Raw genomic sequence first — 12,521 nt, 5'->3', positions numbered from 1 at the left:
CTTGGTGAGCCGTTACCTCACCAACTAGCTAATGCGCCGCAGGCCCATCCCCAAGTGACAGATTGCTCCGTCTTTCCAGTTCTCTTCAGGCGAAGAAAACAATTATTCGGTATTAGCTACCGTTTCCGGTAGTTGTCCCAAACTTGAGGGCAGGTTGCCTACGTGTTACTCACCCGTCCGCCGCTAACCATCAGAGAAGCAAGCTTCTCTTCAAGTCCGCTCGACTTGCATGTATTAGGCATGCCGCCAGCGTTCGTCCTGAGCCAGGATCAAACTCTCCAATAAAGTATTGAAAAGAGCGATAAGCTCATTTTGAATCTGACGAGATTAAAAATCTCATTTGTGCTCCAGTCGATTCAAGCCAAGGCTTGTTTCAAACTTTCACGTTCATTCTGCAAGCAGAATGTTACTCACTCGTTGTTCAGTTTTCAAAGATCAAACATTCAATTTGTTGCTATCTTTCATGTTGTCGTCGTTTCAGCGGCGACTTTTATAATATATCATGTTGAAGTTCTCTTTGCAAGCATTTTTTTCGATTATTTTTCAATCGCTTTATTTAAATGCTTGTTTCGGTGAACCGCTCCTAAAAAAGGAACGAAAATTAATTTACCATATGAAATTAGAAAGGTCAACCCTTTTTCGACAAAAAGTATGAACCCCTCAGCAATTTCAACATTGTCATGGTTCAGAGGTACAGCACCCGATATTAAGAGCCGCACCTCGCATCCACTACTGTACACCTAATATATGACCAGCTTTAGCATTACGGCTTCGACTTTTTCAGCTTCCCACCTCTTGCATACTTGGACAACTCTTTTGGCGGGGCAAAGCGTGCATACATGCGGAACACAGTCTTATATCGGCTCGCGATAGCATATTTAATCTCTTGGTCAAGACGATTATCACTTAGATCGAACAGCATTTCATCTAATTCTTTACGCAGCACATAGTCTAGTTCCTTGCATTCCTTCTCGTTAAACAACATACCCAGCATTAGAGTTCTCCTTTTTGTGCATAGCCTCTTTATCACACTTACACAAGTTTCATGCAGCACCCCGTGCATTCGCTTTTTATGGGTGCTGCTGGAACCCGTTTTATTGTTATGGTCAACTTTCTGAAAATTTATGAATGCCAACCATCACAAAATTTTATCCTCTCACCAGAGCATACGTAAGTGTGCTTTCAATGATCGCTGCTACAAGAAGCAAGATGACAACCCAGAAAGATGCCGTTAAGGTCCTATTCATAAATGCTTTCCACCGCGTCCCAATCGTATTTCGTTTGTCACTGCCAACGTGTACAAGGCTTTTGATAACTAGTCCACCAAACTTCAGTCCGAATGCGCAAGCAATAATAATCACCGGAATCTCAATAATGCCATGCGGAAGTAAGCCTTTAACCACAATATCATAGAAGCTTGCTCCATAATTCATCGTGGTATGCACTACAAATCCAAGGACCATCCCATTGATCAGCAGGAAGATGACAGGCAGAATTCCGAAGAATATACCGGCATAAATGACAAGTACACTTTTGATAGCATTATTGAAAAAGATAAACAGGAAGAAGTTCCATTGTACATTGCCTCCCTGCTCCAGCCGTTCACTGACCTCACGTAATCCTCCGATTTGATTCAACAACAGCTCCTCCAGTGGACCTGTACTCACCCATCCCGCCCCTATTCCTGCGGCAAACAAAATTACGGACCAGATTAAAGCACTGCGGATGGAACCAAGATCTCTAAGAAATGTACTGAATTTTAACATAATAACCTCCTGTAGAATCTAAAATGATGGACAAACAAGGTTCAGTTACGAATAACTGGGCAGTACGAGCATACATTGGAGAGTAAACAAGCATTTCTTATGGGAGAGGGGCGCTTATTGAAATGAACTCGTTCTATGTATTTAGCGGCAAAAAGATTAAACGTTACCTGATTGTCCTGGTTGCTGCTGTTTTTGCGATCGGTATTATCTATCTGGAGAGAGGTAATGTCTCCGTATTCTCGGAGGAAGCACCATCAGCCGTGTACAGCGTTCCAACCGAGAAGAAAGTGATTGCACTAACCTTTGACATTAGCTGGGGCGATAAACGGACAGAGCCGATTTTGAAAGTTCTTCAGGAGAATAAAGTGCAGAAGGCAACCTTTTTCCTTTCCTCCCCCTGGAGCAAGACACACCCCGAAATTGTTACAGCAATCAAAGATGCAGGATATGAAATTGGTAGCCATGGACATAGACATGAGAATTACAGCAGCCTGACCGAGGAAGAAATTCGCAAAGAAATTTCGACAGCTCATAGCATTTTAACCGATTTAACGGGAAAAGAACCGAAATTATTGCGTCTGCCCAACGGGGACTTTGACAAGCGTGTGCTTCAGGTAGCCAATAGTCTGAACTATCAGGTTGTACAGTGGGATACTGATTCCCTGGATTGGAAAAACCCTGGTGTACAGACTATTGTTGATCGCGTGGTTAGTAAAGCACATCCGGGTGACATCGTGTTACTGCATGCAAGCGATTCCTCCAAACAAACGCATGAAGCACTGCCTGTCATTATCGACAAGTTGAAAAATCAGGGCTATGAATTCGTTACCGTCTCGGAATTGCTGAACCATTCCAGTGTCGAGGGTAAAGAGGTTCGTGACCAAGCCAGTAGTCATTAAGTGGTTTCTTGCTGGAGCGACAGCTCAAACACGAGGTTAAACGTTGAAAAGAGCTAACCAGGTTAGCTCTTTTTGGTATGTTTTTTATGCAAAACGAATTCTATGCGCGGCTTTCTTTCAAGTGTTCTGCCTTTCCACTTACACTCTGGTTCGTAGATACATCCACCAGCCTGTGCAATATCAGCATTTGGTATGCATTACATAAGAGCAAAGGAACCACAATAAATATGGTTGCAGCGTTCACATCAATACGTAATACACCGATCGTCTCCACTATAGTGACGGCAATCATGAAAAAGAGTGTAGGTACGAGCGCGGAGATATGAGTCAGTTTCACTTTAACGTAAGCGGTAACAATTGCTGCTGCCAAAATAATGATACCTAGCACGATATCCGATATGCGTTCCCGGTCTCCCCCAACAAACAGGCGCAAAAACATCACGTCAAGCAGGGCTAACACTGTTAGTACAATCTGCACAATCTGCCAACCGCGCTTTGGAAAAACACCTTTACCCATATAATTCAATATCAGATATGCAAAGAAACCCATTTGTGAATACACGCTGATCATAACCCCTGATCCAAAGAGTATCAGAAGATACAGAAGAAAATCATTCAACCCATTTGTTTTCTCTCCGTTCACCAGCATCATAATCAATCCTGTGCCTAGTGCTCCCGCGGCCCCAATAAGCAAGGCTGTCCAAAACAGGAAAAACCATTTACGTAAATTCAAATGTTTTCCACCCCCGAGTGTTTATTTTACCAACCTTCACAGCAAAAAACCATCATTGCTCAACATATTTCCCCCTTTCCCATCACATACTACATCCAGTATCTAATCAAGGAGGGATTGTACACATGAAACGGCCTTTGTGGCAGCTATGCTGTGTCGTACTGGGGCTATCCGTCATGCTTGCCGGCTGCGGTTCAGATCAGAGTTCTTCGCCTCCTCAGGGCAGTTATAAAGAGATGAAAACGATGGTTGTCGATATTTTGAAAAGCGATGAAGGCAAGAAAGCGGTGGAGGAAGCTCTTACAGGTCAAAGCTCATCCAGCGGTGAAGGCGGCGGTTCAGAAGAAGGTGGCGGCGGATCGGGTGGTGGTTCGGGAACCATTGGTATGAAAATGTTAATGCCTGTGCAATCTTCTGAACAAATACGTATTGCAGTAAAAGATACCATTACAGCTCCCGAATACCAGAAGGAATTCGAAAAGATCATGACAGATCCACAGTTTGCCAGTGAATTTGCCAAAGTGATTAACGCTCAAAGTAAACAGCTTCACATGCAGTTGATTAAAGATCCCACATATCAAAAGTCTGTTGGAGACATCATGAAGTCACCCGAGGTATCCAAGATGTTCATGGATATGACGAAGACTCCGGATTATCGCAAACAGACGATGACTGTTATGCAGGAAGTCATGCAAAATCCATTGTTCCGTATGGAAGTACTCACTTTACTCAAGAAGGTTGTACAGGACGAATTGCAACCCAAAGTAGAAAGTGGCGGACAACAGGGACAAGAGCAAGGTGGACAACAAGAGGACCAGGGTCAAGGTGGTAGTGATGGCGGAGATGGTGGAAGCAGTGGAGATTCTGGCGAAGGCGGAGGTTCATAAACAGTAGGTGTTGATACACCATAGCATCTGAAAAGCCTGCATCCAAATGGACGCAGGCTTTAGTTGTATTTATACACTCATGCCGTTAGAATTTCGATTCAATGGATCGGGCAACTTCATCGTAGATGGATCCGATACGGGAATCTGCTTTATACACAGAAGGTGAGAAATCTGGCTCGGAAGGATGATTATCCGGAGTGCCTAATGGAATTTGGGCAAGTAAGCTCGTATGCAGACTCTCCGCAAGCCTTCCCCCACCTCCACGACCGAAGACATAATCCTTCTCCCCGCAACTGCCACACTCGTAGTAAGCCATATTCTCAACCACACCAAGTAACTCATGATCGGTCTGAATGGCCATCGCACCTGCACGTGCTGCGACAAAAGCTGCTGTTGCATGCGGCGTGGTAACGATGATTTCCTTGCTCTGTGGCAACATCTGATGCACATCCAGAGCAACATCTCCCGTACCTGGTGGCAAGTCGAGTAACATATAATCCAACTCACCCCACTGAACATCAGTAAAAAATTGACGCAGCATCCGACCGAGCATGGGTCCACGCCAGATTACCGGGTTGTTCTCCCGAATAAAGAAGCCCATCGACATGACTTTGACGCCGAAACGCTCAACCGGTTGAATAACGCCATCTTCCACGACCGGATATTCCTCAATCCCCATCATGTCGGGTACACTGAAGCCGTAGATGTCGGCATCAATTAATCCCACTTTCTTACCTTGTCGTGCCAAGGCAGCAGCCAGATTAACGGTCACCGTTGATTTTCCAACGCCACCTTTACCACTGGCCACTGCGATAAAACGAACACCCGATTCAGGACTTAACAGCTCGTGTCCATCCAGACCCGCTGCATGACCTTTCACAAGCACTTCGTCCGGATCCTGCTCTTCATCAGGTTGTCCCATATTCAAGCTCTCACGATCATGCTCAGAAGCTGCACGCACGCGAATATGTACATCCTTCATTCCGTGCTGGGACAACAGATTACGCGCTGCATCGCTCAAGGCTGTTGTATCCTCAGGCCGATTCTCCAGTGTCACCATGGTCAGAGCCACATGATTTTCTTTCACCATAATATCACGAACCCATTCCAGTTCGGTCAGACTTACTCCCAACTGCGGTTCTTGTAATGGCTGTAATAGTTCAAGTATCTGTTCTTTTGATAACATCAGACAGCACCTCAGCTTTATCTATTGGCATGTAATTAGGTATGCTGTTCCAATTATATCATTACCCTTCTTGTTATGACTAACTTTTAGGTCGTTCTCCTGAGGAATATCTGAGAATCCCATTATAGATCGAAGCAGCTACTTTACGTTGATAAGCTTCGTCCGCAAGCATCCGTGCCTCTTCAGGATGAGAAAGAAAACCCACTTCTACCAGCGCTGACGGGATCTTCAGAGCCTGTAACAGGTAAACTGTATTCACCGTTTTGGCGATTCGATCAGTATTCTCGAGATTACGAACCATCTCTTGTTGAAGCAGATTGGCTAGTCCTTCGTTATCCGGATGATTAGGTGTATAGAAAACCTGCGCTCCACTCCATCGGTTTGAAGGAACACTGTTCATGTGAATGCTGATAAAAAGATCCGCTTGCTTATCCTCTATCCTCCGTACTCTTTGTTTCAGATCTTCCGTCTTACGTTTGGAGTACCCCTTGGTGTCTGATTCCGCCAGATCGGTGTCTATTTCTCGTGTCATCACAACTAAGGCCCCTGCCTGTTGCAAATAATCTCTTACATACAAGGCGATAGCCAGGTTGATATCCTTTTCGATAACCCCCTGTTTACTCACCGCTCCTCCATCTGGACCTCCGTGTCCTGCATCAATAGCAATGACTTTACCTGCCATCGGCAAACTCCAGTAACCTGACGTCTTCGCTGAAGGCAGCTCATAGGACATTACCGCCACTAACATGGCCAGCAAACCGAGGCTTAACATGACCCTTTTGATTGTCTTTAACCTAATCCAGACTACAAAGTGCTTCCCCATATTTTTACGCATAAAAAAACCACCTCGTCCCTATAAATGACTCTAATCATCTATATGGGACAAGATGGACAAATATACCGTTAGGACCAGACTTGATCCGCCATTCCTTCAATCAGCACCTCAGCTACCTCAGGACGTGTAAATTAAGGTGAAGGGCATTGGCCGTCACCGTAACAATCCGCGCACTTTGGTGCCGGAAAGCGTCATATGGGTGTTCCTTATCCTGTGAACAAGTTTTGCTGGATGCCATATTTCCACAGTTGGTACAGAAGAAACTATGCTCGAAGAACAACGGAGTGATCCCCAGTTCCTCAGCCGTAAAGTTAGTATAAATCTCCTGTGCTTCATATGTTCCGTAATAATCGCCCAATGTTTCGGACGGTTTAGAACTTAATTGGACCTCCTACGTATGTTGCAGGACGCTCCAACCATTTTTCACACCTGGATGCTCTGGATCATCTGTTTTGAATACACGACGTGCTTCTTCACCCTGATCCACCTGGTATATAGGTTGGACTTCGAGCAAACCATCGGTTACCCCATCTTGATCAGCAACAAGTTTCACACGTTCACCAATCTGGAGGGATGCCGCCTGTGTATCGTCAACAATAAGTGTAATCGGTATACTCCAGACGGTTCCATCCACGAACGCATGCGAGACACAACCGAAAGGTAATCTTCCTCATTCATGAAACCTTGAAGTGGCGAGAACGCACCCACACCAATCAGATCCAAATCTGATATCGTCCAAGTATTAATACGCTAAGAGGATATATTCATACTGGTCTTGCAACAACTGCTCCCGTTCTTCTCCTTGTAGGATACGCTGCACCAGCGTACCTCCATGAAGCAGAATCGATGTCATCTTGCAGCTCCTTGTTTATCTATTATTTATGAAGGCCACATTCCGTTTTATCATTACCAGACCAGCGTCCAGCACGTGGGTCCTCGCCAGGCATAACTTGACGTGTGCAATGCTCACAACCAATACTCGGGTAGTTCTGATCATGAAGCGGGTTATATACAACGTTATTGTCACGAATATATTGCCATACATCTTCCGTCGTCCAATGCGCAATTGGATTAAATTTCATCAATCCGAATTTTGAGTCATATTCAATCTTTTTCGAATTTGCACGGGTTGGCGCTTGATCTCTACGGATACCTGTAATCCATGCATCGTACTGTGAAAGAATACGTGTCAGTGGCTCGACTTTGCGGATATTGCAACATCCGTTGGGGTCAGACTTCCACATCTCTTCACCATGTTGAGCTGCCTGCTCTTCAGGCGTAATCTTAGGTGATACACGTACAAAATCAAGATTATAGTTCTCCTGCATCTTGTCACGTGTTTCGTATGTTTCCTTAAAGTGAAAATCCGTATCCAGATAAAAAATATCTGTGGATGGGCTGATCTTTTGTAGCATATCTACAAGTACAACATCTTCTGCACCAAAACTACATGCAAAAGTGATATTTGGAAATGTCTCAATCGCATACCGAATAATATCCTCTGGACTCGCATGTTCCAGTTCTTCTGCCTTAGTCCGTGCCAATTCTTCTTTCTCCAACAAGTTCATCTGTGAATTCCCCCCCATTCTGCATTTCAATACATTCTAAAACCGACTAATCTAATATGAATTATGTTTAGTATAAAACTTTCATTGGGGATGTCAATGCCTGCCATATGGTAAAATAAATCAGTTTTTGCCCACATTAAAAGCCACTCGCAAACATTATTTTGGTACAGTTTACGCATTTCTCTGTTTTTCAGATAAAAACAATCCTACTGCTCCAAGTTACCGGGTAGATCAAAATAGATTACATACCCTTGAAAACCTTTGTTGCTGTTGGGTTTCCACAGTCCATGTCTACATAAGCAGAATCAATATAGCGCCAGTTGATTGAAAATGAAGAAAGAGAAGAACAAGTTTTAAGGTGAGCAGGATTGCAACATATAGTAATTGATATGTAAGGGACTTTTATCGTTTCCATAAGAAATATTGATGAGCCTTAGAACAGAGAATGAAGTGCAATACAGCATACCGAATGCATTCAGTGAATACAGCGTGAGTCCCCATAGATGATCATATAAGGAGCTATTATAGAAAGTAGAGGTGAAAGATCGATAAGAGTAAATCGAATAATGTAAAACGGATTTAGGGAGGTTCTTTAAGATGTATTCACACATACTAAAGCATTGTATTGAGAAACATTAAGCGGATTCGACAAAAGCAATGAAGGGACAAAGTACAAGCATGTGGAGAGATATGAGAGCTATATTACACCAACTGATGCAGTATAAGGTGAGTAGTCATGAATATATAAAAAAGCCTTTGACCGAGGCCAAAGGCTTTTAATATTAACGTTTGGAGAACTGAGGTGCGCGACGAGCTGCTTTAAGACCGTATTTTTTACGCTCTTTCATACGTGGGTCACGAGTCAGGAATCCTGCTTTTTTCAGGGATGCACGGTATTCCGGATCTGCTTTCAACAGAGCGCGGGAGATACCATGACGGATTGCGCCGGCTTGACCGGAGATTCCGCCACCATGAGCAATAACAAGAACGTCATAGTTGTTAAGCGTTTCTGTCAAGTTCAGTGGTTGTTTTACGATCAGTTTGAGTGTTTCCAAACCGAAGTATTCATTAATATCACGTTTATTGATGACAATGCGTCCTTCACCCGGTACAAGGCGAACACGTGCTACCGAATGTTTACGACGACCTGTCCCATAGTATTGTACTTGTGCCATGAAACTGTCCTCCTTTTAATTAACCGCGAAGTTCGTAAACTTCTGGTTTTTGTGCTGCATGTGGATGCTCAGTGCCTCTGTACGCTTTAAGTCTCAACTTCATTTTCTCGCCCATGCGAGTTTTTGGAAGCATACCGCGAACAGCCAATTCCAACATACGCTCAGGTTTGTTTTTAACCATCTCTTCAGCTGTAGTTACTTTCAAACCACCTGGGTGCATTGAGTGACGGTAGTATTTTTTACCTTGCATTTTCTTACCAGTCAATACGATTTTCTCAGCATTGATGATAACAACGAAATCGCCAGTGTCCACATGTGGAGTGAATTGTGGCTTGTGTTTACCGCGAATCAAAGCAGCTGCTTCGCTCGCCAAACGTCCGAGGGTTTTGCCTTCAGCATCAATGATGTGCCATTGGCGCTCAACTTCGTTAGGCTTAGCCATGTACGTAGTACGCATGAAAAGTTCCTCCTTAAAATGTTCAAAATCATCATTTTCATTTATCTTCGTTCGTTAAGTTATAACTTTAGGTGTTGATGGATTGTAAATTCGATGTGAACCTCTTAATTGGGGCTGTGGGAAAGCCATTAAGAAAACACAACTTTTATATTACATGATAGGCGATTAAATCGCAAGTGTTAATTAAGCTTTTCACTCACCAAATTTAATCTTTTTTGTATTCAAGATCCCAGAGCATTAAACCGCAGCTAACTGCAGTAGGTCCTGCAGCAGAACGATTACATGCAGCAATCATATTCGGTACCTCAGAGGCTTCCCGTTTGCCCTCTCCGATCTCCAGCAGTGTCCCTACAATAATACGAACCATATGCTGCAAAAAGCCGTTACCACTCACATAAATGTGAATGACACCCTGATCGCGCGGATGGTCTCTGCACATTGATCGGTCCACTTCCATCCATGCTTCGTATACCGAACGTACGTGATTCTCTTTCTGGGACTTGCGTGAAGCAAAAGAGGTAAAGTCATACGTCCCTATGAAATGACGCAAGCCCTCCTGCATTGCCCTAACGTCCAGCTTCGCATGATGATGATACTGCAATCTTCTGTTGAATACATCCGGAAATTGATTCGCATTGACTGTATAACGATACGTTTTCTTTTTCGCTGCATAGCGAGAATGAAAATCAGCCGAAACTTCAATCGCATCAATAACGACAATATCAGATGGTAGTCTGGAGTTGAGTGCAATACACCAACGTTCAATTGGGATCTGGGACTCCGTAGGAAAATTGAAGATCTGTCTGCGAGCGTGAACACCTGCATCTGTTCGGCCTGAACCTGTAATTTTAACAGTCTCACCGGTCAAAGCACGAATCGCATCTTCAAGATGGTCCTGAATGGTATTCCCTCCCGGCTGTACTTGGAAGCCGTAATAGGCAGTGCCATCATAAGTTAACGTCATACATAAGTTCCGCATTATTACCACACCTTTGTTCCATACTATACATATCCCTATCCCGAACAGCAAAAGAAGCCCCTTACGGAGCTTCTATTACAGCACGAATTCCGAAATGAAGAGAAAAAAAGGGTTAATCCAGAATCGTTGATTCTGTCCCCTTTCCTCATCTCATCTGTTTTACGCGCGGTCTACCAGTTCCAAGTAAACCATTGGCGCTGCGTCACCACGACGAGGTCCCAGTTTCAGGATACGAGTGTATCCACCTGGACGCTCAGCGTAACGACCGGACAATTCGCTAAACAGTTTTTGGATTGCATCTTGCTCACCATCGATAGTTTCGCGGCGAACATAAGCTGCCACTTGGCGACGGGCATGAAGATCTCCCTTTTTCGCTTTAGTGATCAGTTTTTCAGCAATAGAGCGAACCTCTTTTGCTTTCGCTTCAGTTGTCTGAATGCGTTCGTATAAGAACAGGTCGGTTACCAGGTCACGGAACAAAGCTTTACGTGCGCTGGAATTACGGCCCAACTTTTGGTATGCCATTGTTTTCCCTCCTTCACTTCAAGCACTCGGCTGTCTATTCTTCTGTACGGAGTCCCAAACCAAGTTCCTCAAGCTTCTCTTGAACTTCTTCCAAAGACTTGCGTCCGAGGTTACGGACTTTCATCATGTCTTCTTCCGTTTTCGTAGTCAGCTCTTGCACAGTATTAATACCGGCACGTTTGAGGCAGTTGTAGGAACGAACAGAGAGATCCAGCTCTTCGATCGTCATTTCGAGTACTTTTTCTTTTTTGTCTTCTTCTTTTTCGACCATGATCTCTGCATCTTTCGCTTCGTCTGTAAGACCCACGAAGAGCATCAAATGCTCGGTCAAAATTTTAGCGCCAAGGCTTACAGCCTCTTCAGGACGAATACTTCCATCAGTCCAAACTTCCAACGTGAGCTTGTCATAGTTGGTCACTTGACCGACACGCGTATTTTCCACAGCGTAGTTAACGCGACTGATCGGGGTGAAGATGGAATCGACTGGGATGACGCCGATCGGCTGGTCATCGCGTTTATTCCGATCTGCCTGGACGTAGCCGCGACCGCGATTGGCAAAAATACGCATGTGAAGTCTCGAACCTGGTCCGAGCGTAGCAATGTGCAAATCCGGGTTAAGGATTTCCACATCGGAGTCAGCACGGATATCTCCAGCCGTAATTGCTCCTTCGCCTTCAGCATCAATCTCGAGCACTTTCTCCTCATCCGAATGAATCTTAAGCGACAAAGCTTTCAGGTTAAGAATAACCTCCGTAACATCTTCCATTACGCCAGGAACTGTAGCAAATTCATGCAGAACGCCATCGATTTGAACCGAAGACACTGCCGCACCCGGCAGTGACGAGAGCAAGATTCGGCGAAGCGAGTTTCCAAGCGTCGTACCGTATCCGCGCTCAAGCGGTTCTACTACGAATTTCCCATAGGTGCCATCATCGTTGACGTCTACCGTCTCAATTTTCGGCTTTTCGATTTCAATCACTGCAATACCCCTCCTTCAAAACGTCGGTCCTCTATGAAACATTTACCTTCTCTTGCGAAAACATGTAGTAGTATGCCTAAACAACCATTATTAGCAGATTGTGCCGGAAATATACCACACGCAGGGGCAAATCTCATTAGACACGACGACGTTTTGGAGGACGGCATCCGTTATGCGGGACTGGAGTTACGTCTTTGATCAGGTTAACTTCAAGACCAGCAGCTTGCAAAGAGCGGATCGCTGCTTCACGGCCTGCGCCTGGTCCTTTAACCATAACCTCAACGGCTTTCATCCCATGTTCCATTGCAGCTTTGGCAGCAGTCTCAGCAGCCATTTGTGCAGCAAACGGAGTCGATTTACGGGAACCTCTGAATCCGAGGCCGCCTGAGCTTGCCCACGAAATTGCATTTCCGTGAGGATCCGTAATAGTAACGATAGTGTTATTGAAAGTGGAACGGATATGCGCCACGCCAGATTCAATATTCTTACGGTCACGACGTTTAGTACGTACGACTTTTTTCGGTTTAGCCAT

The 12,521-nt window shown here is 44.6% G+C and carries 14 protein-coding genes, 1 rRNA gene and 1 pseudogene; 2 read left to right on the top strand and 14 right to left on the bottom strand.

All coding sequences use genetic code 11. The features are described from left to right. From PAHA3_RS18330 to PAHA3_RS18320, 3 genes are all read right to left on the bottom strand, one after another. A 16S ribosomal RNA gene (locus PAHA3_RS18330) occupies positions 1-285 on the bottom strand; the annotation flags it as partial. 478 nt (positions 286-763) lie between these two features. Continuing rightward, positions 764-994 carry a hypothetical protein gene (locus PAHA3_RS18325; protein WP_017692114.1) on the bottom strand — a complete coding sequence of 77 codons (231 nt, stop codon included), beginning with the start codon at positions 992-994 and terminating at the stop codon, positions 764-766. Positions 995-1,148: 154 nt separating this feature from the next. Next, positions 1,149-1,766 carry a stage II sporulation protein M gene (locus PAHA3_RS18320; RefSeq protein ID WP_062836198.1) on the bottom strand — a complete coding sequence of 206 codons (618 nt, stop codon included), beginning with the start codon at positions 1,764-1,766 and terminating at the stop codon, positions 1,149-1,151. A 122-nt stretch (positions 1,767-1,888) separates the two neighbouring features. Between PAHA3_RS18320 and pdaB the strand changes: the two genes are divergently transcribed. After that, complete coding sequence (gene pdaB, locus PAHA3_RS18315; protein WP_062836197.1) at positions 1,889-2,665, top strand: polysaccharide deacetylase family sporulation protein PdaB; 777 nt, start codon at positions 1,889-1,891, stop codon at positions 2,663-2,665. Between the two features lie 100 nt (positions 2,666-2,765). On the opposite strand, the gene PAHA3_RS18310 is transcribed toward pdaB, so the two are convergent. After that, positions 2,766-3,398, bottom strand: coding sequence for a KinB-signaling pathway activation protein (locus tag PAHA3_RS18310; RefSeq protein WP_062836196.1), 633 nt, complete (start codon positions 3,396-3,398; stop codon positions 2,766-2,768). 125 nt (positions 3,399-3,523) lie between these two features. Here PAHA3_RS18310 and gerD point away from each other — a divergent pair, with 125 nt between their 5' ends. Next, on the top strand, positions 3,524-4,285 hold the full coding sequence (gene gerD / locus PAHA3_RS18305) for a spore germination lipoprotein GerD (protein WP_062836195.1): 762 nt from the start codon (positions 3,524-3,526) through the stop codon (positions 4,283-4,285). A gap of 85 nt (positions 4,286-4,370) precedes the next feature. On the opposite strand, the gene PAHA3_RS18300 is transcribed toward gerD, so the two are convergent. The 10 genes and pseudogenes from PAHA3_RS18300 to rpsK all read right to left on the bottom strand — a co-directional run bounded on the left by PAHA3_RS18300 (position 4,371) and on the right by rpsK (position 12,521). Further along, complete coding sequence (locus tag PAHA3_RS18300; protein WP_062836194.1) at positions 4,371-5,471, bottom strand: Mrp/NBP35 family ATP-binding protein; 1,101 nt, start codon at positions 5,469-5,471, stop codon at positions 4,371-4,373. 79 nt (positions 5,472-5,550) lie between these two features. After that, on the bottom strand, positions 5,551-6,306 hold the full coding sequence (gene cwlD / locus PAHA3_RS18295; protein ID WP_062836193.1) for an N-acetylmuramoyl-L-alanine amidase CwlD: 756 nt from the start codon (positions 6,304-6,306) through the stop codon (positions 5,551-5,553). 68 nt (positions 6,307-6,374) lie between these two features. Next, a pseudogene (locus tag PAHA3_RS18290) lies at positions 6,375-7,159 on the bottom strand (hypothetical protein). A gap of 22 nt (positions 7,160-7,181) precedes the next feature. Then, on the bottom strand, positions 7,182-7,874 hold the full coding sequence (locus PAHA3_RS18285) for a phosphoadenylyl-sulfate reductase (protein ID WP_062836192.1): 693 nt from the start codon (positions 7,872-7,874) through the stop codon (positions 7,182-7,184). A gap of 782 nt (positions 7,875-8,656) precedes the next feature. Continuing rightward, positions 8,657-9,049, bottom strand: a complete 393-nt coding sequence (rpsI, locus tag PAHA3_RS18280; RefSeq protein ID WP_017692105.1) for a 30S ribosomal protein S9 — start codon at positions 9,047-9,049, stop codon at positions 8,657-8,659. Between the two features lie 19 nt (positions 9,050-9,068). Further along, a complete protein-coding gene (gene rplM / locus PAHA3_RS18275; RefSeq protein ID WP_024633564.1) occupies positions 9,069-9,506 on the bottom strand; it encodes a 50S ribosomal protein L13 in 438 nt (145 codons plus the stop codon). A gap of 205 nt (positions 9,507-9,711) precedes the next feature. Continuing rightward, a complete protein-coding gene (gene truA / locus PAHA3_RS18270) occupies positions 9,712-10,485 on the bottom strand; it encodes a tRNA pseudouridine(38-40) synthase TruA (protein WP_062836191.1) in 774 nt (257 codons plus the stop codon). 159 nt (positions 10,486-10,644) lie between these two features. Continuing rightward, a complete protein-coding gene (gene rplQ / locus PAHA3_RS18265; protein ID WP_017692102.1) occupies positions 10,645-11,010 on the bottom strand; it encodes a 50S ribosomal protein L17 in 366 nt (121 codons plus the stop codon). Positions 11,011-11,044: 34 nt separating this feature from the next. Then, positions 11,045-11,989, bottom strand: coding sequence for a DNA-directed RNA polymerase subunit alpha (locus PAHA3_RS18260; RefSeq protein WP_017692101.1), 945 nt, complete (start codon positions 11,987-11,989; stop codon positions 11,045-11,047). A gap of 136 nt (positions 11,990-12,125) precedes the next feature. Further along, positions 12,126-12,521 (bottom strand): 30S ribosomal protein S11, encoded by a 396-nt coding sequence (rpsK, locus tag PAHA3_RS18255; RefSeq protein WP_017692100.1) that lies wholly within the window; start codon positions 12,519-12,521, stop codon positions 12,126-12,128.

This window comes from Paenibacillus amylolyticus (assembly GCF_001570725.1).
Classification (GTDB): Bacteria; Bacillota; Bacilli; order Paenibacillales; family Paenibacillaceae; genus Paenibacillus; species Paenibacillus amylolyticus_A.
Note: the sequence above shows the minus strand (reverse complement) of the source record. Positions and strands in the feature narration are given on the sequence as shown.

What these genes read in the sequence shown, in the direction of transcription:
- rplQ (WP_017692102.1), bottom strand. Translation starts at nt 11,010, where the DNA reads ATGGCATACCAAAAGTTGGGCCGTAATTCCAGCGCACGTAAAGCTTTG.
- PAHA3_RS18320 (WP_062836198.1), bottom strand. Translation starts at nt 1,766, where the DNA reads ATGTTAAAATTCAGTACATTTCTTAGAGATCTTGGTTCCATCCGCAGT.
- PAHA3_RS18325 (WP_017692114.1), bottom strand. Translation starts at nt 994, where the DNA reads ATGCTGGGTATGTTGTTTAACGAGAAGGAATGCAAGGAACTAGACTAT.
- PAHA3_RS18285 (WP_062836192.1), bottom strand. Translation starts at nt 7,874, where the DNA reads ATGAACTTGTTGGAGAAAGAAGAATTGGCACGGACTAAGGCAGAAGAA.
- cwlD (WP_062836193.1), bottom strand. Translation starts at nt 6,306, where the DNA reads ATGCGTAAAAATATGGGGAAGCACTTTGTAGTCTGGATTAGGTTAAAG.
- truA (WP_062836191.1), bottom strand. Translation starts at nt 10,485, where the DNA reads ATGCGGAACTTATGTATGACGTTAACTTATGATGGCACTGCCTATTAC.
- PAHA3_RS18300 (WP_062836194.1), bottom strand. Translation starts at nt 5,471, where the DNA reads ATGTTATCAAAAGAACAGATACTTGAACTATTACAGCCATTACAAGAA.
- rplM (WP_024633564.1), bottom strand. Translation starts at nt 9,506, where the DNA reads ATGCGTACTACGTACATGGCTAAGCCTAACGAAGTTGAGCGCCAATGG.
- pdaB (WP_062836197.1), top strand. Translation starts at nt 1,889, where the DNA reads ATGAACTCGTTCTATGTATTTAGCGGCAAAAAGATTAAACGTTACCTG.
- rpsI (WP_017692105.1), bottom strand. Translation starts at nt 9,049, where the DNA reads ATGGCACAAGTACAATACTATGGGACAGGTCGTCGTAAACATTCGGTA.
- rpsK (WP_017692100.1), bottom strand. Translation starts at nt 12,521, where the DNA reads ATGGCTAAACCGAAAAAAGTCGTACGTACTAAACGTCGTGACCGTAAG.
- gerD (WP_062836195.1), top strand. Translation starts at nt 3,524, where the DNA reads ATGAAACGGCCTTTGTGGCAGCTATGCTGTGTCGTACTGGGGCTATCC.